Genomic DNA, 20,768 nt, shown 5'->3' on the forward strand with positions numbered 1-20,768 from the left:
GACCCAGGTTTTATAGGTGGCCCGGCGGGCTTTGGAGCGGGCTATGGCGTGTGGGTTATTAGGGTTGGTGGTGGAAAAGAAAAAGGTAGGCGGGCGTGTAGCGGTGGTGGTCATGGGTATCTCCCCCGAGATAAACCTGTGTTAGAAGAAGTGTTCTAACCATAATCCTAGCGGCCACCGCCACACATGGCTATAGCCTGTGGTAAATTCCCGTCAAGTCGTTACTATAAACGGGGGTAGCCACCATGGGTTAGCCAGGACATTCGACGCCAACCAACGAAAAATCCCACCAACGTGGAATCTATTCGTAGCGCACGTCACCACGTGCAACGTCCTTGCGCCCATGAACAATGAAGTAGACCACAGAAGCAACCAGCATCAAAGCCGCCAGCATCCAGTACATGGCGGAGTATCCCGTCGCGGAGATAACCTGCCCCAGCAGAATCGGACCGAAGCCGATGCCTAGGTCCAGCAGCAAGAAGAAGGTCGAGATCCCCGCACCCATTTCATACATCGGCACCAGGCGCACAGCGATTGCCTGACCAGCCGGAAGGATAGATCCATATCCGATGCCCACCAAAGCACCCGCGACAATAATCTGCCAATCGGCACTAGCCGAAGCCAGGACAGCCAAGCCAGCGATAAAGAAGACGAGCGAGGAGTAGATGATGATGTTGTCACCGCGCCGATCCTGCAGCCTGCCCAGCACAAAGCGCAGGATGAGACTCACAACCGCATAAGCCAAGAAGAAATAGCTAGCGCCCTTCTCCAGACCGGCGTGAGCGGAATAGCCATTCAGGAAGGTAATGATGCCCGTATAAGCAACACCGACCAAAAGGATGAAGACGCCGAACGGCGCCACCGCCGGGTGCACAATATTCCCTAAGGAGAAGGTCACACTGCGACGCTCCTCCGCCGGTGCCTTGACGACGAGCCCCAAGCCCATGGCCACTACCGTCAGCGTCAGCGCCACCAGAAACACGGTGTTATAGCCAGCATTGTGGACAATCGCAAGACCTGCCGCCGGACCAAAAGCGGTAGCCAGCGTCGTCCCCAAGGCGAAGTAGCCGGTTCCCTCAGCGCGGCGATGGTCAGGAATCACCGATTGCGCCACGGCCATCACAGCCGTCGAGGCAACCGCATAACCAAAGCCATGCAAGATACGGACAGCAAACAGCAATGGCAGAGACTGAGCTGGGAAATACAGCGCCATCGCCACAGTGACCACGATGAGGGAGACAACCAGCGAGCGCTTCCGCCCAACAGCATCCACGATGTAGCCCGAAAAGAGGCGAGCAATCGTCGCCCCCACCACGAAGGCACTTGAGGCAAACCCGCCCGCCGTGTCCGAAGCTTGGAACTGCTCGACGGCATAGAGCGCCATGATGGTCACAAGCAGATAGAAGACCGTAAATTGGGCGAAATTCACCAACCACGCAAACACGAATGTCGGCGTAATGAGGGACTGGGATTCAGAGGACGTTTGAGACACCTTCTTCAGCAGTGTTATGGAATTAAGACTTCCACACGCTACCAAAGCTCAGAGATACTTTCGAATCCATCCTCAGGGTCGTACCACGCTTGACGACGTCCCTATCCGAACAGTTTTCGCAGGTAGGGCGAGCCGAACTTCCAATCAGGGTCCATCTTTTCACGCAGCTCGCAGAACTCATCAAATCTTGTATAAAGTTGAGCAAAGTCGCTCCGAGACAGGGAGTTCATCTTGCCCCAGTGCGGGCGCCCGCCCGCTGCGCGCAAGATGGGCTCGAGCTTCGGCATGTAATCCTGCGGGTTGAGCGCACGCGGAATGTGGAAAGCAATGTACATCGATTCGCGGCCCGATGCCGTCGAGAGTGCAACGTCATCCGCTGCCGTCGTGCGCAGCTCCATCGGAAATCCGATGCGCCAATCCTGCTCGTCGATGAAGCGGCGGATTTCGCGGACGGTGGCGGGGCCGTCGGCAAGCGGCACTGCGTACTCCATCTCATGAAAGCGAACCCGGCGCGGGCTAACGAAAACGTCGTGGGCGGCGGAACGGTAGCGGTTATTGGAGATGACCGATGTGGCGAACTTGTTGAGCGTCGGAATCGTCCCCGGAATAAGACGTCCCAACGCCAGGGCGGCGGCGAAGGCGCCATTGCCGATGAGCTCGTCGTCGATAAGCGCCTTGAGACGTGAGCGGCGCTCCCCGTTCGGTTCGAGGCGCGTGTTGGCCTTGACCATGGCGCGGTCGGTGTGCGGGAACCAGTAAGACTCGAAGTGGTCGACGCCGCGGGAGAGCTCCTCCCAGTTGTCCATCAGTTCATCGAAGGCAATGCCGGACTCCTCAGCCAGCAGGTCAAAGGCATCCACGCACTGCATTTCGACTTCGACAACCACGCCGAGCGCGCCCACGCTGACGACCACGAGGCGAAGGAGTTCTGGGTCTTCGTCGATGGAATAGGAGCGGGTGTTGCCGTCGGCGTCGATAAGCGTCAGCCCAGTGACCGTGCCCGCAAAGCCCGTGTAATTGATGCCGGTGCCGTGGGTCGAGGTGGAAATCGCGCCCGCTAGCGATTGCGGGTCCACATCCCCCTGATTGGCCAGGGCAAGACCAAAGGGGCGCAGGAGCTTAGGCACGTCCCGCAAGCGAGTGCCCGCCAGGAATCGGACGCGTTTGCGCTGCTTATCGACGCTCACCAGACCACTCACGTGATCGAGATTGAGCATGGTCTCCTCCCCCGCTGCGATGGGAGTGAAGGAGTGGCCCGCACCGACCGCGCGCACGCTGCGGGCGCGGCTGATGATGCCAGGAATCTCATCGATTCGGGAGGGCTGCACAAACTCCTGCGGCTTCGTAGTGACCGATCCTGCCCAGTTGCTAAACGTTGTCATCGGAGTGTCCATCCTTGTCCTCTATAGGTGTCCCATACATCAACGCCGTCATTTCCAACAGCCAAAAGTCGGTCGACGTTTTCTGTCATTTCGCCGGCCTTGGCGTGGCGGAACCACACCAGATCCTCGACGTTCAGAGCGGCCCCATGCAGCGGTGTCTGCACCTCACCGGCACCCTCCGTGCTGGAGTAGCTAAGGCCCGCCGGCCACACCGGAACCGGAACGCGATCCTTCGCGGGCGGCCCGGAGGCGATCCAGCCTCCGGAGTTGACCGTGGCCCAGCCCGGCGCGGGCACACGGGAAACCTGGCAGACGAAGAACGCGGCCGCCTTGTGGTTGATGCCTGTGAAGTCATCGAAGATCGCCGGCGTGTAGAAACCGGAGCCAGCGGCCAGTTCGGTCAAGGTTCCCTCGGCCGCGGATTCCTGGAGGCTACCCGTTCCACCACCGTTGACGAATTCAATGTCCGCCACCTCCCGCGCGGCCTCCACGCAGGCTCGGCGTCGCGGGGCCAAGTCCGCCATGGACTTGGTGCGCAGCCAGCGCTTGACCGCTCCCACCGGACCCGGCAGGCCATCCGCAACGGATGCCACTTGCCCCTCATAAGCCATGAGACCGACAAGCCGGTGCCCGCGCCGAAGAATCTCGCGCGCAAGCACCGAGACCTGTTCCGGCGTACGCACGGGTGAGCGCCGCGGGCCGATAACCGCGCCCGGCAAGTGGAGGGTGCAATCAATGTCGATGGCCACACGCAGGGAGCCCTCAAGCAGGTCTAAGAGCTCAGCACTATCCACCATGATGGTGATAGCCTCGCGCGCGGTGTCATCCGCTGCGAGCTCACGCAGAGCCTTGCGGTTGACGCTCGGGTAGGCCACCACGATGTCACGAAAACCCTCTCCCACCAGATGCAGCGCCTCCGGAACGGAATAGGCGAGGATGCCACGGTAGCCCTCGTGCTCGAGGGCACGGCGAAGTGCTGCCACGCTGCGTATTGACTTCGAGGCCACGCGGATGGGCAGTCCCCCGGAGCGGGCCGGCATCTGTGCAGCGTTGTAGTCGAATGCAGCGAGGTCGATGACGCCTACGGGCGCTGGGCTTTCTCCAGATCTGACGAGCGGCTCGACGGCCGCGCGTACCTGGGCCTGTGGAGTGGTCGCGAGGATTGGCATAGCGTCATCCTAACCACGATTAATTTAGTTTGTGAGACAAATCTCGAAAAATCTATAGCGCCATCGCATATTTTTGGGACAATAGACCGCATGAAGACCTTCACTCAGACCCGTCTGCCCCAGCGAGTGCTCAATTTCTTAGACACGGATCCCGCCCGCGATGTTTGCGGCACGGGTGAGCAGCACCAGGCTCACGCGCCTTTTAGCGGTGAGGAGCTCTTTAGCTTCCCCGTCGCCACCGCCGGGGACGTCGAGAAGGCCGTCAACTATGCGCGCGCCGGCGTTGGCCAAGGTGACCGCGCCGCCATCTTGCTGCGCCTGCACGACCTCGTTCACGAGAATGAGGAGCTCATCCTCGATCTCATCCAGGCAGAAAACGGCAAGTCCCGCTCCCATGCCTATGACGAGCTGATGGATCTGTATAACTGCGCGCGCTTCTACGCGGTCAATATCCGCAAAGCTTTCGGCGCTGACCGCCACCCCGGCGCGCTTCCCGTGCTGACTAAGACCCGCACCCAGCATTACCCGCTGGGCGTGGTGGGGCTAATCTCTCCGTGGAACTATCCCCTGTCCCTCGGTGTAGGCGATGTTCTGGCAGCCCTCTCGGCTGGTAATGCCGTGGTGCACAAACCGGATTCTCAGACGACGCTGACGGCGATTCTGCTGCGACGCCTAGCCATCGAGGCGGGCCTGCCGGAGGCAGCCTGGCAGCTGGTTCCCGGCCGCGGTGCGGAGGTGGGCGATGCCCTCGTGCCGCTGGTGGATGGCCTCTCCTTTACCGGTTCCACCAAGGCCGGCAAGTCCATCGCCGAGCAGGCAGCCGGACGCCTCATCCCCACCATGCTGGAGCTGGGTGGAAAGAACCCGATGCTGGTGCTTGACGACGCCCCCCTTAAGTCCACCGCCCAAGGTGCGGTGCGCACTGCATTTTCTTCCTCCGGCCAGCTGTGCATGTCCGCCGAGCGCGCCTATGTGCACGAGAGCGTCTTTGAGGAGTTCCTCGTCGAACTCGCGAACGCCCTAGACCAGCAGGTTTTGGGCGCGGCTTTCTCCGATGCCGCCACCATCGGCTCGCTGACCTCGCAACGCCAGCTCGATGCCGTTAAAGCCCACGTGGAGGATGCCGTGTCCAAGGGCGCCACCGTGGTCTACGGCGGAAAGGCCCGGCCGGACCTTGGGCCCTACTTCTATGAACCCACCGTGTTGACTGGTGTGACCCCAGAGATGGATCTCTATGCCACCGAAACCTTCGGCCCAGTGCTCGCTGTCTATCCGGTCAGCTCTGATGCGGAAGCCATCCAGCGCGCCAACGACACCTCCTACGGCCTATCCGCATCGGTGTGGTCCGGGAATTCCCGCCGCGCATGGAAGGTGGCCTCCCAGCTGGAGGCCGGCATGGTCAACATCAACGAAGGCTTCGCCGCCGCGTATGGTTCCATCGCCGCACCCGGTGGCGGCGTCAAGGAGTCTGGCCTCAATCACCGCCACGGCATTACCGGCATGCGCCTGTGGGCCAATGAGCGCACCGTGGCCGAGCAACGCCTACACCCGCTTGCGCCCTCGGAGTACATCTCCCCGGAGCGCTTCCGTCAGCTGGTGTCCACCGGCATGCAGCTGATGAAGACCTTCCGACTCTAACCTAAACAGCAATGAAGGAACTTACCCGCGATGAGCTTCTCGCTCGTCGGCTCATTGCTCAAGGCCTTACACCATCGGCGGCGCGGCCGACTCTGGCGTCGGCCCTCGATGTTGCCGAGCATCTGCTCGCCCTCCAGGGCCAGACCTACGATGCCGGTATCAGAGCACTTGCTCTTCGCGCCGGCTGCGATGAGCAAAAGGTACTCGAAGACGTAGCACGCTTTCGCGTGGTGCGCTGTTGGCCGCAGCGCGGCACGCTGCACTTCATGCCGGCTGCCGACGTCCGCTGGATGTCCCGCCTCCTCTATCCACGAATGGCTTCCAGCCAGAAATCTCGGCGGCCGAGTTTGGGGCTGAGCGAAGACATGGTGGCAGCTGCCTCGGAAGCGCTTCACAGCGCTGCGACCGAACCCCTGAGCCGCACGGAAGTCTACGAGATTTTCGCTGAAGCTGGTGTTGATCCCACTGAAGGCAGGGGCTCCCACCTACTCCGCGCCTTTGGTGGTGCCGGTGACCTCGTGCAGGGCCCGAAAGCTGGCAACCAAGAGACTTTCCTCCACGTAGACGCGCTACCTACCGTCCAGCGCGAGCCGGAGGAACCGCTTGCTGAGCTGGCCCAGCGCTATGTCGAAGGGCACGGGCCAGTATCCGCAGCCGACCTCCAAGCATGGTCCAAGCTCAGTAAATCTCAGGCCACCAAGGCCCTGACATCGACGGTTGCTCAACCTGTGTTCCACGAAGGTCAGGACTTCTGGATGGCCACTTGGCAGGAGGATGTCACGTCTAGCGAGATCGAGAAGGCCCTAAAAATTCGCCTCGAGCTCCCCGCCTTTGATGAGTACCTTCTGGGGTATGCACACAAGGAATGGATCGTTCCCGATGAGATCCGCAATGATGTCCTGACCAGGAACGGCCTCAGCTGGCCGTGGGTCATGGAGGGCGGACGCGGCGTGGCCAGCTTGCGTTAGCTGCAAGCGTTACGGCATTCGCAAAATGCGGCGATGAACCGTGCCGGCAGGTTCAACGTGGATGAATACCTCGGCGCCAGGGAAAAGCTCGTCAATGGCGTCTTCGATGCGGTCGGCGATGGTGTGCGAGTGCAGCACCGTCCACTCGCCGGGTACGTCCATGGTGAGATAGACAAGGCGCTGGCGACCCGCTGCCACTGTGCGGCGCGAGGTAAAGGAGACCTGGTGGTGGTCCTCCAGCTCATTGAGAAGCGCATCCAGCTGCCCGTGTTCTTTCTTCGGCAAGGACTCCGACAACAGGGAGCTCAACGATTCTTTGAGCAACTTGTAGCCAGTCCACAAAATATTGAGGCCCACGGCAAACGCGATGATGGGGTCCAGCCACAGCCAGCCTGTCAACGTCACTGCCCCAATACCGACGATGACGCCGACGGAGGTCCAGACGTCGGTAAGCAAGTGCTTTCCATCCGCCTGCAAGGTGGCCGAACGGTGTTGTTTACCCGCGCGCACAAGCAGAAAACCGACGCCCAGGTTCAGCAGGGATGCCACGAGCGATAGTAAGAGTCCGAGCCCTGGCTGCTCCAGTGGCTGCGGATCCAGAAGCCGGCGAATGGCCGTGTAGATAATCATCGCCGCAGCGACGAAGATCATTGCACCCTCCACCAGCGCGGAAACATATTCGGCCTTGCCGTGGCCGAACTGGTGGTTTGCGTCCGCTGGCTTTGCCGCAATCTTAATAGCCACAAAACCTACAACGGCGGCGACGAGGTTCACACCAGATTCGAGGGCGTCAGAAAGAAAGCCCACCGATCCCGTCACCGCAGCAGCGACAATCTTGAGCGCGATCGTGGCCACTGCAGTAGCGATGGAGAGCTTCATAAAGCGTTCGAGCAGCAACTGCTCGGTGGGAAGAGACATAATGTCGGCCTTCGAGAAGAGATTTCTACAGCCCCTTAGACTACCAAAGCCGGATGTGCACGCACTGTTCACTGAATGTTTACCGCGTGCGGTCGCGAAGTACATAAACCGCCGTTAGTTTGTACTTTATGTCCACAGACATAACTCGCCCAGTCCTTCTCTTCGATTTTGATGGGACCGTCAGCCTTGGCCACGGCCCCGTTCTGGCCTATGCGCGCCTCATTGCAGAGAAAGCCGGGCACCCATCCATTGCTCAAGACGCCGAAGCGCTGCTGAACTCCGATAACGTCGGCTCAGCACGCGACGGCTACCACCTCGTCCGCACTCTCGCCGCCGAACTCGACGTGCCGGAAGAGACCTGCCAGGAGGCATATATGGCTTCCCGGGAGAACCTCGCCGACACCGGCATCACCGCCCCTGAGGGGCTTGCCGAATTCCTTGCCTCCTACCCCGGCAGCGCCATTCTGGCGACGAACTCTCCAGAGATTGGTCTTAGCGCTGCCCTTCACACACTGGGCCTCGACAGGTCCTTCGACACCGTCTACACCAGGGTGGGCAAACCCGAAGGACTGACCCGCATCCTGAACACCGATCTCGCCGACACGGATCCGACTCACCTCATCGCCTTCGGCGATATTTGGGAGTTCGACCTCGCACCCGTGGCCGCCGTAGGCGGACGCACCGTGCTCGTTGACTCCCCCTTCGCAACCTCCCCTGAGGCTGACCCGACGTGGCGCGTCACCCGCGTCACCGACATCTTTCCAGAACTGACCTCCGCTCTTTAACCCACACGCACAGAAAGACATTCATTATGCGCCGTTTCACCGCTCTTGCCGCCACCGCACTTACCTTGTCCCTCTCCCTCACCGCCTGCTCTTCCGACTCCGATAACGGTTCCGATTCTGCCAAGGGATCCGATGACAAGCTCACCCTCGCGCTCATCCCAAACGAGAAGGTCAACGATCTCGTCACCACCGCCAAGCCGCTGACCGATTACCTCTCTGAGGAGCTCGGCGTGGAGGTTGAGGGTGTCGTGACCAAGGATTACCAGGCCGCCGTCGAGGCCATCGGCTCCGGCCAGGCTGACATCGCCATCGCCTCCGCCGCACAGCTGGCCTCCGCTGAAGACATGTACGACGCCCACGCTGTGCTGCAGGACGAGCGCTTCGGCGCGGATTCCTACGCCGGCCAGTTCGTCACCAACAACCCCGACAAGTACTGCGAAGACGAGCCAGTCAAGTCCACCTACGCTGCCAGCGGCGCCGAGTACCTCTACTGCAACGGCACCGCCACCGCAGACGAGAACAAGGGCCAGGGCCCGAAAGGCCTCGAGGCGCTGAAGAAGATCGATGGTAAGACCACTGTCGCTATGCTCGGTGCTACCTCCCCGGCCGGCTACCAGCTGCCCGTCATGGCGATGGAGTCCCAGGGTATCGACGTCGATAGCCTCAAGAAGGTCCCGGTAACCTCCAACGATGCTTCCATCATGGCCGTCTACAACGGCGACGCTGAGGTGGGCTTTAGCTTCTGGGACGCACGCTCCACCATCGACTCGTCCGAGGCTCCTGACTTGGCTGAGAAGCTCGTCGTCTTCGGGTACACCGAGATGTACCCCAACGGCGGCGTCGTCATTTCGGACGATGTCCCAGAAGAGCGGCGCAAGGAAATCACCGACCTCATGGATGGCTTCTCCGAGGTTGACCCGGACACCATGTCCGCCATCTTCGACATCACCGACTGGGTTCCGGCTAAGAAGGAATCCATTGACATGGCGCGCAAGGTCAACGAGCGCTTCGCACAGTAGGTCCGCGCTCCTCCACTGCCCAGTTCCCACTCAGAAAGGTTCCCCATGACGGAGGAGAAAGCGTGGGGCATTCGGTTCGAGAATGTCTCGGTGCGCTACCCCAACGGAACGCTGGCGCTTGACGACGTCTCCGTGGACATCGCCCCCGGTGAATTCGTCGCCATCGTCGGTCTCTCGGGTTCCGGTAAGTCCACGTTCATCCGCAGCATTAACGGGCTCGTTAAGCCGACGTCGGGAAAGATCTTCGTTGGTCCCCACGAGATCTCCGCCGCGAAAGGCTCCCAGCTGCGTAAGCTCCGTGGCCGCATCGGCATGATTTTCCAGGAGTTCAACCTGGCAGATCGCGCGAGTGTGTTCGCCAACGTGCTCGTTGGCCGCTTCTCCCACAACCCTGGCTGGCGCACGTTGTTGGGCATCTCCACGTCGGAGGACAAAGCGATTATCGCCGAGGCGTTGGAATCCGTGGGCATCCTCGACAAGGCGTGGAACAAGGCCGGCGCCTTGTCTGGTGGTCAAAAGCAGCGCGTGGCCATTGCCCGTGCCCTCTCCCAGAAGCCGGCCATTATGTTGGCCGATGAACCCGTGGCGTCCCTCGACCCGCCCACCGCGCACTCCGTGATGAAGGATCTCCGCCGCATCAATACCGAGCGGGAACTGACCACCCTGGTGAACCTGCACCTTGTGGACTTAGCCCAGGACTACGCGACCCGCATCATCGGCATTCGCCACGGCAAGATCGTCTTCGATGGCCCCGCCCAGGGATCCACGGTGGAGGATTTCGAGGCCATTTATGGCCGCCGGATCCGCGAGGAGGACCAGCTGGGGAGCCAAGGGAGCGCAGTATGACAGCCGTGCTTCCTCCTCGTCAGCGCAACTGGCCCGGCATTCTCGGTGGGCTCGCCGCGTTCATCGCGCTGACCATCGCCACGTGCATCCCCGCCTGGGGCGGAATTGACATCAACCTGGGTCACATCGCACGCAACTGGCGCAACGGTGCCGACAGGCTCGCGCAGATGTTCACCCCGGATTGGTCGATCCTTCCGCGCACGTGGGAGCCTCTGCTCGAAACCCTAGCCATGGCCGTGGTGGGTGCCGCCATCTCCGCGGTGATTGCCCTTCCGCTGTCGTTGTGGGCCGCGCGCCCGACGAATCCGTCGACGCCGTGGCGCACACTCGTGCGCGGTATCGTCAACGTTATCCGCGCGGTGCCCGATCTCGTGTACGCCACCATTCTCGTCGCCATGCTCGGTGTGGGTTCCCTCCCGGGCATCATTACGCTGGTGCTTTTCGACGTCGGCATCGTGGTCAAGCTCGTATCCGAAGCCATCGACTCCGCCGATGACTCCTACATGGAGGCCGGCCGCGCGGCCGGCGGCACGCAGAATCAGATCAATCGCGTGACTGCTCTCCCACAAACCTGGCCCGCCTTTGCCAGCCAGGTCATCTACTCTCTCGAACTCAACGTCCGTATCTCCGCGGTATTGGGACTCGTTGGCGCGGGTGGCATTGGCCTGCTCATCGACGAGGTCCGCGGCTTCTACCGCTACGATGCGCTTTCTGCCATCGTGCTCGAACTGCTCGCCGTCGTCATCGCCTTGGAAATCGTGTCCGTCAACCTGCGAAAGAGGCTGAGATGAGCGCTATTCCGATGAGCACCGCTCACCCCCTGCCTGCCCGCTCCCGTCGTTGGGGCATCTATGCTGCCTGGGCCGTCATCCTCCTTATCCTGACGCTGTCTTTTGGCTACATCCGGGTCGATCTGACTGCTCTGCAAGACCTGCCCGCCAACATCTGGCACTACCTCGTACTCATGTTTTCGAACCCGGACTGGTCCAAACTCGGCGAGGCCTTCCTGCAAACCTGGCGCTCCGTGGCCATGGCGTGGATCGGCGCGCTGCTCGGCGTAGTGCTTTCTACGATCCTCGGCGTCCTCGCTGCGAACACTGTCTCCCCTGGCTGGGTATGCCTTCCGCTGCGCGCGCTCTTCGCCATCATCCGCGCGGTCCCGGAGATCATCATCGCCATCATCATCCTGACGGTCACTGGGCTCACTCCTTTTACAGGTGCGCTTGCCTTGGCGATCGGCGGCATCGGTACACATGCCAAGTGGACCTATGAGGCCATCGAAACCGCGCCGACCGGCCCGGCTGAGGCCGTCAAAGCCTCTGGCGGCACCCTCGCAGAAATGGTGCGTTGGGGAACGTGGCCCATCGTCCAGCCTGAATTAGCATCCCTGGCGCTCTATCGCTTTGAGATCAACGTGCGTACTTCCGCCGTCCTCGGCCTCATTGGGGTGGGTGGTATCGGCGACATGCTCACCGGTTATACGCAGTACCGACAGTGGGACGTCGTGGGTGTGCTGCTTATAGTCGTCATCGTCATCACCATGTCCATCGACGCCATCTCCGGCGCCCTTCGCCGCCGGATCGTGGCAGCTAAGTACACCTAAACAAATCCCCAGACTCTATGACTGATACTGCCCCACCGTCCGCACACATCACTACGCGCATGCCGAGCCTGCAGCCCATCGAACAGCGCGTAGCCCAGGCCATACTCGAGGACATGGACTTTGTCCTACACGCCACCGCGGACCAGCTGGCGGCTAAGGTAGGCACGTCCCGTACCTCCGTCATCCGCACCGCGAAAGCGCTGGGCTACGACGGGTACCAGCAGTTGCGTGTGGCGCTCACGCAGGAGATTGCGCAGCGCCCCACCCCGCCGGCGGGTGCCGATTCCACCCACGTCGGCCGCATGAGTGCCGAGATTGCCTCCTTCAGCAACTACCTGCATGGGCTTACTGCCCTGCTCAACGAGGATGAGCTAGCCGCGACAGTGGAGGCAGTAGCGCAGGCCAAGCGTGTTCTCCTCGTGGGCAATGGCCTCTCTGCTCCCTTGGCGCAGACCATGGCGCTGCGCCTCACAAGCATCGGGCGCCCAGCCGAGTTCGTGGCGGAGGCCATGGGCCAGCACATCGCGGCGACGCAATTAGATAAAGACAGTGTGTGCCTCGTGGTCTCCGGATCCGGGTCAACCACACTCACGCTCAACGCCGCCACCGCAGCCTTCGAAGCGGGTGCACAGCTCATCGCGCTGACCTCGTTTACCTCCTCGCCCCTGGCGGAGCTCGCCTCCTACACGCTAGTCATCCCCTCCCCTGATGGGACGTTTCGCGCGGAGCTGCAGGATGCCTCCCGAGTGGCCTTCCTGCTGGTTTTGGAGGCGCTCGTCACGCTGGTGGATTCCCACCTCGATGATTCCGCGGCGCGGCGCACGGTACTCTCCGTGGTGCAATCGGCGATGGAGGATTAATTACCCACGTAGGCGTAAGCAGCGGCTATCAGAGCCTGCGTCGCCGTGGTGAGCGTCGGCTGCAGCTCCGGAGCGAAGCGCGGGTTGTGGTTGGGAATTGATGCGCCATCGGTACGGCCGCCGAAGCCCCAGAAACAATAGGGAGTGCCGAAGGCATCGGGGATGCGAGAGAAATCCTCCGAGGCAGTCCACGGCTCCATGTCGAGGACGTTGTCGCTACCTAGGACGTCGATAAGCTGCGCGCGCACCTTGTCGGTCACGTCGTCATCGTTGACGGTGAGGGGGTAATTATCACTCTGCACAAACTCCGGCTCGCGCGGGGACATCGCTGCCCAGCACTCCGCCTTAACAATGCGGTGAATCGCCTCGACGATCTGAGCCCGGACGTCTTCGTCATAGGCACGGATGTTGATGCGTAAGGTCGCCGAATCCGGAATGATATTGGCCTTCGAACCCGCCTGCAGTGCGCCAACGGTCAATACGGCGAAGTGGTGCGGATCGACTTCACGGGAGACAACTGTTTGCAGCCGCAGAACGATGGAGCTAGCGAGCACCACCGGATCAACGCTGAGGTGCGGCATCGAGCCATGAGAACCGTGACCATAGACGGTGACGGTGAGTGAGGTCGCCGTGGACAAGACCGGGCCGGGTGCGATGAGTACGCTGCCAGCGGGGGCATCCTTATCAATGAAGATGTGCTGGCCAAAGGCCACATCAGGCGTGGGGACTTTTTCGGTGAGTCCCGCGTCCACCATGGACTGCGCGCCCTCGGCGGTTTCCTCACCCGGCTGGAAAAGGGCGATGAAGGTACCGGACCACGCGTCAGTGGCCTTCGCCAGTGCCTCAGTGGCGCCGAGCAAGGCGGTCACGTGGGCATCGTGCCCACAGGCGTGCATTGCCTCACCCGTAGCGGAGTAGTCCAGGCCGGTGTCCTCGGTGATGGGCAGGCCGTCGAAATCTGCGCGCTCCAAGACGGTCGAGCCTTCGCCGTTGCGGAGGATGCCGACGACTCCCCCGCCGAATTCCAGCACCTCAACTCCTGGAAAATCCTGGAGCTTATCCGCGATAACACCGCGGGTGCGCTCCTCCTCCATGCTGAGCTCAGGATGCTGGTGCAGATCCTTGTAAAGGGCCTCCTGCCACTGCGTGGCCTCTGCTGCGCGTTCGAGGATGTGGGCGATACTCATACCCACAGCCTACGCGCTATGAGCGCACGAGTTAGCCGCCGATCTTGAAATCGCAAACGTCGCCGTCCTGCATGATGTACTCCTTGCCCTCCTGGCGCACCTTGCCAGCATTGCGGGCTTCCGCCATGGAGCCAGCGGCGTCCAGGTCATCGAAGGAGACGATCTCGGCCTTGATGAACTTCTTCTCAAAGTCGGTGTGAATTACACCCGCGGCCTGCGGTGCTGCGGAGCCCTGCCTGATGGTCCACGCGCGAGCTTCCTTCGGGCCTGCGGTCAGGTACGTCTGCAGGCCGAGGGTGGCGAAGCCGGCCTTGGCCAACGTCGCCAAGCCAGGCTCCTCCTGCCCCACCGACTCGAGCAATTCGAGTGCCTCCGCCTCATCGAGCTCAAGGAGGTCGGTTTCGGTCTGGGCATCGAGGAAGACGCATTCCGCAGGGGCGACGAGCTGGCGCAGCTCCTCCTTCTTGGCGTCATCGGTAAGCACGGCCTCATCCGAATTGAAGACATAAAGGAAGGGCTTCGCGGTCATGAGGTGCAGCTCACGCAGGAGGGATAGGTCGATCTCGTTGCTCTTGGAAGCGGCGAAGAGGGTGCGGTCATCTTCCAAGATGGCCTGGGCCTTCTTGGTCTCCTCCACGGTCTCTGCCAGGTCCTTGTTCTTGCGGGCTTCCTTTTCCAGACGAGGCAGGGCCTTCTCGATGGTCTGGAGGTCCGCGAGGATGAGCTCGGTATTAATAACGGAGATGTCGTGCGCCGGGTTGACCTCACCGTCGACGTGGATCACGTTCTCATCGGCGAAGGCTCGCACCACCTGGCAGATGGCGTCAGCTTCACGGATGTTGGCGAGGAAGGCGTTGCCCATGCCTTCACCCTTGGAAGCGCCTTCGACAATGCCGGCGATGTCCACGAAGGACACGGTGGCCGGGAGGATGCGCTCGGAGCTGAAGATTTCCGCGAGGCGGTTCAGGCGGGAATCGGGGAGCTCAACGAGGCCGACATTCGGCTCAATGGTGGCAAACGGGTAGTTCGCCGCCAAGATGTCGGAACGGGTCAGGGCATTAAACAAAGTGGACTTGCCCACGTTGGGCAGGCCGACGATTCCAAGTGTAAGACTCACGGGGCCAATCCTAACGCACCCCGGATCTTTTAAGGCAAGATGGTGGGGTGAGTTCTGATCAGCTATCCCCCAATGCATCCTCGCCTGAGCTTGCCGCAGCAGAGGCAGCACTTGGCGGGCGCTTCGATGACTCCGTCGATGCTGCCTCGCTGAACGCTGTCTCCGCACACCCGCCAGGCAATCAAGTGGATCGCTCCGTGGTGGTCGGCGAGGTCATCAAGTCCGCATCACTGTGGGCACTGCGCCTGACCATCATTGGCGTCTTTCTTTATGCCTCATTCCGCATGCTGGGCAACTTCTGGCGCGGCATCCTGCCCGTCCTCATCGCGCTGATTATTTGCACCGTGCTGGCCCCCATTGCGAGCGCCATGCGGCGAAAGGGATTGCCGTCAGCCCTCGCTGCGGCAGTGACCATTCTGGTGTCTTTTACTGCGGTGGGCACCCTCTTCATGTTCATTGCACCGGACTTCGCGCGGCAGTCCCAAACACTGTATCTGCAGACTGTTGAGGGAATTCAACGCTTGCAGCTATGGGCACAGGGCCCGCCGCTCAACCTCGACGCGAATGAGATCGGCGGCTACATCGATGAAATCGCCCTGTGGTTGCAGCGCCAGGCGGGTTCCATTGCGGGCTCCGTGTTCACCGGAATCGGCACGGCCACCTCCATCGTGGTCACGCTCTTCATCATCGTGGTGCTGACCTTCTTCTTCCTTAAGGACGGCCACAACTTCCTGCCGTGGCTGCGCCAAGCGACGGGCCGCCGCACCGGCTGGCACTTGACTGAGCTGCTAACCCGTGTGTGGACCACGCTGGGCGGCTTCGTGCGGGCACAAGCGATAGTCTCGCTTGTCGACGCCGTCTTTATCGGCCTCGGCCTCGCCCTCATCGGTGTTCCCCTGGCCATGGCCCTGGCCATCATCACGTTCATCGCCGGCTTCATCCCCTTTGTCGGCGCAATTGTGGCCGGCGCACTGTCCGTGACCATCGCGCTGGTGTCTTTGGGCTTCACCAAGGCGCTTCTGGTGCTTGGCTTGGTCCTGCTGGTCCAGCAGCTCGAGGGCAACGTGCTCTCCCCGTGGCTGCAGTCGAAGGCGATGAACCTGCACCCGGTTATCGTGCTGATTTCTGTAACCGTCGGCTCCGCGCTCTTTGGCCTCATCGGCGGTTTCCTCGCCGTGCCGGTTGCCGCCACCATCGCGGTGGTCTACCGCTACTTCCAAGACATGGTGATGCTCCAATCCGGCGAGAGAACCGCCGAGGAGTTGGAGTTTTCTACCGTGGCAGGCTTCCTCATCGGGCGCTATACCCAACAGCAGGGTGACCACAAACGCGAGCAATGGCTGTCCGTCCCGGACCACGCTGCACCGGAAGGCGCGGCGGAAGACGTCGCCAGCGATGGCACGAGCCCGCTGGACCGCAAGGTCGATGTTGACGCGGAACTCAGCGAGCGCGATAGCGGCGCCCGCGCGGGAATCAAGCGCGCCATCGGCGCTCTCGAACAGATGTTGCAGTCGAAGGACAAGAACTAGCGGGGCGTGTCCGGGGCGCATGTCATGATGACAGACATGACGTCTACCCTTCCCGTGTTGCTCCTCTTCCTCGGCCTCATCATTGGCGCCGCCCTCGGTTGGCTGGCCCGCGCCTATTCCGCGCAGTCTTCCCAGCCCTCCGAAGAACACCGCGCGCTGCAAGAATCCCAACGCCGCCAAGCAGAGCTTGCCCCGCTGGAAAAGGCCATGGACCGCTTGGGCCTGCAATTGCAGGAAATTGAAGAGGATCGCGCGACATCGCTCGCCGCGCTCAGCAGCCAAGTTCAAGCGGTAACGCGCACCTCGACTCGGCTCTCCGATCGCACCGACAAGTTGGTCGGCGCGCTGCGCTCGCCGAACGTCCGCGGGCGCTGGGGTGAGGTACAGCTGGAACGCGTGGTCGAGCTCGGCGGCATGCGCAAACATGTGGACTTCGACTCCCAAGTCAGCGCTCGCATCAACGGTTCGGTAGTCCGCCCTGACCTCGTCGTTCACCTGGCGGGTGGGCGCAGCATTGTGGTCGACGCCAAGGTTCCACTCAGCGCCTACCTCGACGCCATGGAGACTGAGGATCCGGAAGAAAGGGCAGGGTATCTCCGGCGCCACGCGCACCTGATGCGCTCACATGTCCAAGCACTGGCTTCTAAGGACTATATCGAGGCTTTCTCCCCCACGCCGCAGTTTGTGATCCTCTTCGTTCCCGCGGATACCTTCGTCGACGCCGCGCTCTCCATCGATGCCGAGCTGCTCGAGTTCGCATTCGAGCGCAACATCGTCATCGCCACGCCGAGCACCCTCTTCGCCCTCCTGCGCACCGTGGCGGTGAGCTGGCAGCACGAAGAAATCTCCGACAAAGCCCGCGAGGTACAGCGCTTGGGACGTGAGCTCTACACGCGCCTTAATACCCTCAACGAGCACTATGACAAGGTCGGCCGCGGCCTCGAGCGCGCAGTTGAGGCTTATAACGCGAGTTTAGCCAGCTTGGACTCCCGCGTCGGGGTCACCGCGCGGCGGCTCAAGGAACTAGATGTGCCCGCTCGCGTAGACCGCCTACCGGTGGAGCCGCGCAGTGTCGGTTCTTGGCCGCGGCGCGCCCACGATGAATAACGTTTTGGTCACCAATCCCGGTAAGCTCTCTGGTCGTGTCTGTTGCCAAAAATCGTCGCCGCCCTCCGCGCCGTGGGATGCCGCTTACCCGAGCGCTCCTCGTCGCGCTCGTCGTGACGCTTGTGGCCTTGGCAGTCTCAGGTGTGCTCGGCAAGGTTGCCCTGCCGTTCGCCCTGATCTTTGGACTTGGCTCGCTCGCTCTCACCTGGTTGGTGGAGATCCGCGGGCTCTACTTGTTGGTGATTACCCTGCCGCTGCTCTACGCGCTAGGAACCGTAGGCGGCGGGTTCATTAACTCGACGGCTGCCTTGCCAGAAGGCGCCTCTCCGTTTTCCAAGACCGCGCTTCTCACCACGGCCTTCCCACTGATACAGCACTTCCCGGTGCTCATCGTCACGGTCTTGGCGTGTGCGCTGCTCGCGGTCATGCGCATATGGAGCAGCAACAACCACGCGAAGAGCCGAGAAGCGGAAGCACAAAAGAAGCGCCGTGCCGACGCTGCCTCCGACCGCCGCAACCGCTCTGAGCGGCTCTCCGTGGCAGAGCTCATTGCCCGGGAGAACACGAGCTCTGGGCGGGTACGGGAGCGCAACCGTGAGGAACGCCGCCGCCTGCAGGCCGAAGAGCGCGCCCAGCTCCGCCACGCGTCCCCCGAGACCGACGTGCAGGAGGATTTCCGCCGCGCCGCCGCTGAAGCAGCGGAGAATGCACGGCGCCCCCAGCGGTCCCCCCAGCCGCTCGAGGAAAACCTCTACGACGAGGACTAGCGCGCAGTACGTGCCGGGCGCAGATCGCGCGGCAGCGAGAACGTGATGGTCTCCGTGGAGGTGGTCACCTGTTCAACGTCGCTGTAGCCGCGCTCATCCAGGTATTCGAGCACTTCACGCACCAGCAGCTCAGGCACGGAGGCACCACACGTGACGCCAACGGTGTTCACGCCTTCAAGCCAGGCCTCATCGATCTCTGAGGCGAAATCCACCAGATAAGAAGTCTTCGAACCTGCCTCCAGGGCAACCTCGACCAGGCGCTTGGAGTTGGAGGAGTTCTGGGAACCGACAACGATCATGAGATCGCACTTCGGGGCGATGGCCTTGACCGACTCCTGGCGGTTCTGTGTGGCGTAGCAAATATCGTCTGACGGCGGGTTTTCCAAGTGCGGGAAGCGCTCGCGCAGCTTGTTGACGATCTGGATGGTCTCATCCACCGACAACGTGGTCTGGGACAGCCAGATGAGCTTTTCCTCGTGTAGGAAGTCCGGCAGCTTGTCGACGCCCTCCAAACCATCCACCAGGTGGGTGACGTCTGGGGCCTCGCCGGCAGTACCTTCGACCTCTTCGTGGCCCTCGTGGCCGATCAGCAGAATCTGGTAGCCGTCGCGCTCAAAACGCTGGGCTTCCTTGTGCACCTTGGTCACCAGCGGGCACGTGGCGTCCAGCGTTAGCTGCTTGCGCTCTTCGGCCTCTTTGCGCACGCTCGGCGCGATGCCGTGCGCAGAAAATACCAGGTGAGCACCTTCGGGGGCCTCGGAGGCCTCTTCCACAAAGATGACGCCACGCTTGGCCAGGGATTCAACGACGAAGCGGTTGTGCACGATTTGCTTGCGCACGTAGATGGGAGCGCCGTACTTTTCCAGTGCCTTTTCCACTGTCTCAACAGCGCGATCCACGCCGGCGCAGTAGCCGCGGGGAGCCGCGAGGAGCACCTTCTTTGCAGTTTCAGTCATGCCAACCAGAGTATCTAAAGTTGCCCACATACTGTAGTTCTCGCCCATTCTCGCCCGCCGCAGGTGACCGGTGACACCCGATGTCCGGCGCGCCCCATACACTAGACGGAACACGCCCCGAAGCACAGACCACTCAAGAGAAAGGACTGCGCGTGAACCAACCGGCCAATTCCGCGGAGACACCGTGGCCCGTCGGCAAGGTCAATGACCAAGTCAAAGGCTGGATCGAGCGCCTCGGCTTCCTCTGGGTGGAGGGTCAGATCACCCAGCTGAACATGAAGCCGACGTGGAAACTGTCCTATATCACCTTGCGTGACGTAGAACAGGAAAAATCCGTCCAGCTGACCTGCAACACGTCGCTCATCCGGAATGCTCCCTCGCCGCTCAAAGACGGCGACCGCGTCGTGGTCTACGGCAAGCCAGCCTTCTACGCTGGGCGCGGTAGCTTCTCCCTGTGGGTTACTGAGATTCGTCACGTCGGCATCGGCGATCTCCTCGCCCGAGTAGAGATGCTGCGCCAGCGCCTACGCCAGGAGGGCCTGTGCGATCCTGCCCGCAAACTGCCGCTTCCCTACCTGCCGAAGAAGATCGGCCTCATCACCGGCCGTGGCTCACACGCTGAGCGCGATGTCCTCTCCGTGGCGCAAGACCGCTGGCCGGCGGTCCAATTCGAGGTCATCAACACCGCGGTGCAGGGAGCCACGGCAGTCACCCAGGTCATCGACGCGCTGCAGACCCTTGACGCAGACCCGGAGGTCGATGTCATTATCATCGCCCGCGGCGGCGGGTCGGTGGAAGATCTGCTCCCCTTCTCCGAGGAGGCTCTCCAGCGCGCAGTAGCCGCCGCCCGCACCCCGGTTGTCTCCGCCATCGGCCACGAGCCGGACCACCCGGTGCTTGACGACGTCGCCGATCTCCGCGCCGCCACCCCCACCGACGCGGCCAAGCGCGTCGTGCCCTCTGCGGCCGAGGAATACGCCGTGATTTCCGAAGCTCGTTCCCGCATGGCGGCTGCGCTGCGCGGCTGGGTGGAACGGGAGCGCCGCGGGCTCGAGAGCATTCGCTCCCGCCCAGTCCTCGCAGACCCCATGGTGCCGATCACCGCGCGCCGCGAGGAACTCGAACGCCACGTTGCGTCGATCCGGCGAGTCATTACCCATCAGCTGGACCGCGAAAGCAACCAGGTAGCCTCGTTGCGTGCGCGGGTCTCCGCCTTGGGTCCCTCGGCCACTCTCGAGCGCGGTTATGCCATTGTGCAGGTCCTTCCGCGCGATGGCAGCGGGCCGGAAGTCGTCACGAGCTACACGCAATCGCCCCCGGGTTCGCAACTGCGCATCCGTGTGGGTGATGGCTCGATCACCGCCGCCGCCATGGCCTCCCAGGCTGCGGATTAAACAGAACGCTTTATACAGAACCAGTAAGAAA

19 protein-coding genes are annotated in these 20,768 nt (G+C 62.0%); 12 read left to right on the plus strand and 7 right to left on the minus strand.

The features are described from left to right. Window positions 1-301: 301 nt before the first annotated feature. The 3 genes from HMPREF2807_RS02350 to HMPREF2807_RS02360 form a co-directional block, all read right to left on the minus strand. Window positions 302-1,492, minus strand: coding sequence for an MFS transporter (locus tag HMPREF2807_RS02350; protein WP_070510226.1), 1,191 nt, complete (start codon window positions 1,490-1,492; stop codon window positions 302-304). A 101-nt stretch (window positions 1,493-1,593) separates the two neighbouring features. Beyond that, entirely contained in the window at window positions 1,594-2,874 is a 1,281-nt protein-coding gene (locus HMPREF2807_RS02355; RefSeq protein WP_083306542.1) for a D-arabinono-1,4-lactone oxidase, read from the minus strand. Beyond that, window positions 2,871-4,043, minus strand: coding sequence for an alanine racemase (locus HMPREF2807_RS02360; RefSeq protein WP_070510233.1), 1,173 nt, complete (start codon window positions 4,041-4,043; stop codon window positions 2,871-2,873). Before HMPREF2807_RS02360 ends, HMPREF2807_RS02355 begins: the two co-directional genes overlap by 4 nt. 90 nt (window positions 4,044-4,133) lie before the next feature. Here HMPREF2807_RS02360 and HMPREF2807_RS02365 point away from each other — a divergent pair, with 90 nt between their 5' ends. Both HMPREF2807_RS02365 and HMPREF2807_RS02370 read left to right on the plus strand, forming a co-directional pair. Further along, the gene (locus HMPREF2807_RS02365; protein ID WP_070510236.1) at window positions 4,134-5,681 is read left to right on the plus strand and encodes a succinic semialdehyde dehydrogenase; all 1,548 of its coding nucleotides are present in this window, start codon (window positions 4,134-4,136) and stop codon (window positions 5,679-5,681) included. An 11-nt stretch (window positions 5,682-5,692) separates the two neighbouring features. After that, window positions 5,693-6,649, plus strand: a complete 957-nt coding sequence (locus HMPREF2807_RS02370) for a winged helix DNA-binding domain-containing protein (RefSeq protein WP_070510239.1) — start codon at window positions 5,693-5,695, stop codon at window positions 6,647-6,649. A 9-nt stretch (window positions 6,650-6,658) separates the two neighbouring features. On the opposite strand, the gene HMPREF2807_RS02375 is transcribed toward HMPREF2807_RS02370, so the two are convergent. After that, window positions 6,659-7,567: a cation diffusion facilitator family transporter gene (locus HMPREF2807_RS02375; protein WP_232751602.1), complete on the minus strand. Its 909-nt coding sequence runs from the start codon at window positions 7,565-7,567 to the stop codon at window positions 6,659-6,661. 128 nt (window positions 7,568-7,695) lie between these two features. Between HMPREF2807_RS02375 and HMPREF2807_RS02380 the strand changes: the two genes are divergently transcribed. Genes HMPREF2807_RS02380 through HMPREF2807_RS02405 form a run of 6 tightly spaced genes read left to right on the plus strand, consistent with a single transcriptional unit; the run spans window position 7,696 to window position 12,680 of the window. Beyond that, entirely contained in the window at window positions 7,696-8,352 is a 657-nt protein-coding gene (locus HMPREF2807_RS02380) for an HAD family hydrolase (RefSeq protein ID WP_070510242.1), read from the plus strand. Window positions 8,353-8,378: 26 nt separating this feature from the next. Next, window positions 8,379-9,371 (plus strand): phosphate/phosphite/phosphonate ABC transporter substrate-binding protein, encoded by a 993-nt coding sequence (locus HMPREF2807_RS02385; protein ID WP_070510246.1) that lies wholly within the window; start codon window positions 8,379-8,381, stop codon window positions 9,369-9,371. 45 nt (window positions 9,372-9,416) lie between these two features. Next, on the plus strand, window positions 9,417-10,217 hold the full coding sequence (phnC, locus tag HMPREF2807_RS02390) for a phosphonate ABC transporter ATP-binding protein (protein ID WP_070510248.1): 801 nt from the start codon (window positions 9,417-9,419) through the stop codon (window positions 10,215-10,217). Continuing rightward, complete coding sequence (phnE, locus tag HMPREF2807_RS02395) at window positions 10,214-11,008, plus strand: phosphonate ABC transporter, permease protein PhnE (RefSeq protein ID WP_070510251.1); 795 nt, start codon at window positions 10,214-10,216, stop codon at window positions 11,006-11,008. Before phnC ends, phnE (HMPREF2807_RS02395) begins: the two co-directional genes overlap by 4 nt. Then, window positions 11,005-11,820 (plus strand): phosphonate ABC transporter, permease protein PhnE, encoded by an 816-nt coding sequence (gene phnE, locus HMPREF2807_RS02400; RefSeq protein ID WP_070510254.1) that lies wholly within the window; start codon window positions 11,005-11,007, stop codon window positions 11,818-11,820. Before phnE (HMPREF2807_RS02395) ends, phnE (HMPREF2807_RS02400) begins: the two co-directional genes overlap by 4 nt. Window positions 11,821-11,837: 17 nt before the next feature. Then, complete coding sequence (locus HMPREF2807_RS02405; protein WP_070510256.1) at window positions 11,838-12,680, plus strand: MurR/RpiR family transcriptional regulator; 843 nt, start codon at window positions 11,838-11,840, stop codon at window positions 12,678-12,680. On the opposite strand, the gene HMPREF2807_RS02410 is transcribed toward HMPREF2807_RS02405, so the two are convergent. Continuing rightward, window positions 12,677-13,867, minus strand: coding sequence for an amidohydrolase (locus HMPREF2807_RS02410; protein ID WP_070510260.1), 1,191 nt, complete (start codon window positions 13,865-13,867; stop codon window positions 12,677-12,679). The genes HMPREF2807_RS02405 and HMPREF2807_RS02410 overlap by 4 nt on opposite strands. Before the next feature lie 31 nt (window positions 13,868-13,898). After that, window positions 13,899-14,984 carry a redox-regulated ATPase YchF gene (ychF, locus tag HMPREF2807_RS02415; RefSeq protein WP_070510263.1) on the minus strand — a complete coding sequence of 362 codons (1,086 nt, stop codon included), beginning with the start codon at window positions 14,982-14,984 and terminating at the stop codon, window positions 13,899-13,901. Between the two features lie 47 nt (window positions 14,985-15,031). On the opposite strand from ychF, the gene HMPREF2807_RS02420 reads away from it, so the two are divergent. The 3 genes from HMPREF2807_RS02420 to HMPREF2807_RS02430 are packed head-to-tail and all read left to right on the plus strand — an operon-like array spanning window position 15,032 to window position 18,387. Continuing rightward, on the plus strand, window positions 15,032-16,513 hold the full coding sequence (locus HMPREF2807_RS02420) for an AI-2E family transporter (protein ID WP_070510266.1): 1,482 nt from the start codon (window positions 15,032-15,034) through the stop codon (window positions 16,511-16,513). 36 nt (window positions 16,514-16,549) lie between these two features. Beyond that, entirely contained in the window at window positions 16,550-17,620 is a 1,071-nt protein-coding gene (locus HMPREF2807_RS02425) for a DNA recombination protein RmuC (protein WP_070510515.1), read from the plus strand. A 35-nt stretch (window positions 17,621-17,655) separates the two neighbouring features. Further along, the gene (locus HMPREF2807_RS02430; RefSeq protein ID WP_232745399.1) at window positions 17,656-18,387 is read left to right on the plus strand and encodes a DUF6542 domain-containing protein; all 732 of its coding nucleotides are present in this window, start codon (window positions 17,656-17,658) and stop codon (window positions 18,385-18,387) included. Here the strand turns inward: HMPREF2807_RS02430 and HMPREF2807_RS02435 are convergent. Beyond that, window positions 18,384-19,343 (minus strand): 4-hydroxy-3-methylbut-2-enyl diphosphate reductase, encoded by a 960-nt coding sequence (locus HMPREF2807_RS02435; protein WP_070754977.1) that lies wholly within the window; start codon window positions 19,341-19,343, stop codon window positions 18,384-18,386. The genes HMPREF2807_RS02430 and HMPREF2807_RS02435 overlap by 4 nt on opposite strands. Window positions 19,344-19,495: 152 nt before the next feature. On the opposite strand from HMPREF2807_RS02435, the gene xseA reads away from it, so the two are divergent. Then, window positions 19,496-20,737, plus strand: coding sequence for an exodeoxyribonuclease VII large subunit (xseA, locus tag HMPREF2807_RS02440; protein WP_070510272.1), 1,242 nt, complete (start codon window positions 19,496-19,498; stop codon window positions 20,735-20,737). Window positions 20,738-20,768: the final 31 nt, after the last annotated feature.

Source organism: Corynebacterium sp. HMSC074A09 (assembly GCF_001811545.1).
In the GTDB taxonomy this organism is placed as follows: domain Bacteria; phylum Actinomycetota; class Actinomycetes; order Mycobacteriales; family Mycobacteriaceae; genus Corynebacterium; species Corynebacterium hiratae.

What these genes read in the sequence shown, in the direction of transcription:
- HMPREF2807_RS02355 (WP_083306542.1), bottom strand. Translation starts at nt 2,874, where the DNA reads ATGACAACGTTTAGCAACTGGGCAGGATCGGTCACTACGAAGCCGCAG.
- HMPREF2807_RS02360 (WP_070510233.1), bottom strand. Translation starts at nt 4,043, where the DNA reads ATGCCAATCCTCGCGACCACTCCACAGGCCCAGGTACGCGCGGCCGTC.
- HMPREF2807_RS02365 (WP_070510236.1), top strand. Translation starts at nt 4,134, where the DNA reads ATGAAGACCTTCACTCAGACCCGTCTGCCCCAGCGAGTGCTCAATTTC.
- HMPREF2807_RS02370 (WP_070510239.1), top strand. Translation starts at nt 5,693, where the DNA reads ATGAAGGAACTTACCCGCGATGAGCTTCTCGCTCGTCGGCTCATTGCT.
- HMPREF2807_RS02375 (WP_232751602.1), bottom strand. Translation starts at nt 7,567, where the DNA reads ATGTCTCTTCCCACCGAGCAGTTGCTGCTCGAACGCTTTATGAAGCTC.
- HMPREF2807_RS02380 (WP_070510242.1), top strand. Translation starts at nt 7,696, where the DNA reads ATGTCCACAGACATAACTCGCCCAGTCCTTCTCTTCGATTTTGATGGG.
- HMPREF2807_RS02385 (WP_070510246.1), top strand. Translation starts at nt 8,379, where the DNA reads ATGCGCCGTTTCACCGCTCTTGCCGCCACCGCACTTACCTTGTCCCTC.
- phnC (WP_070510248.1), top strand. Translation starts at nt 9,417, where the DNA reads ATGACGGAGGAGAAAGCGTGGGGCATTCGGTTCGAGAATGTCTCGGTG.
- phnE (WP_070510251.1), top strand. Translation starts at nt 10,214, where the DNA reads ATGACAGCCGTGCTTCCTCCTCGTCAGCGCAACTGGCCCGGCATTCTC.
- phnE (WP_070510254.1), top strand. Translation starts at nt 11,005, where the DNA reads ATGAGCGCTATTCCGATGAGCACCGCTCACCCCCTGCCTGCCCGCTCC.
- HMPREF2807_RS02405 (WP_070510256.1), top strand. Translation starts at nt 11,838, where the DNA reads ATGACTGATACTGCCCCACCGTCCGCACACATCACTACGCGCATGCCG.
- HMPREF2807_RS02410 (WP_070510260.1), bottom strand. Translation starts at nt 13,867, where the DNA reads ATGAGTATCGCCCACATCCTCGAACGCGCAGCAGAGGCCACGCAGTGG.
- HMPREF2807_RS02425 (WP_070510515.1), top strand. Translation starts at nt 16,550, where the DNA reads ATGACGTCTACCCTTCCCGTGTTGCTCCTCTTCCTCGGCCTCATCATT.
- HMPREF2807_RS02435 (WP_070754977.1), bottom strand. Translation starts at nt 19,343, where the DNA reads ATGACTGAAACTGCAAAGAAGGTGCTCCTCGCGGCTCCCCGCGGCTAC.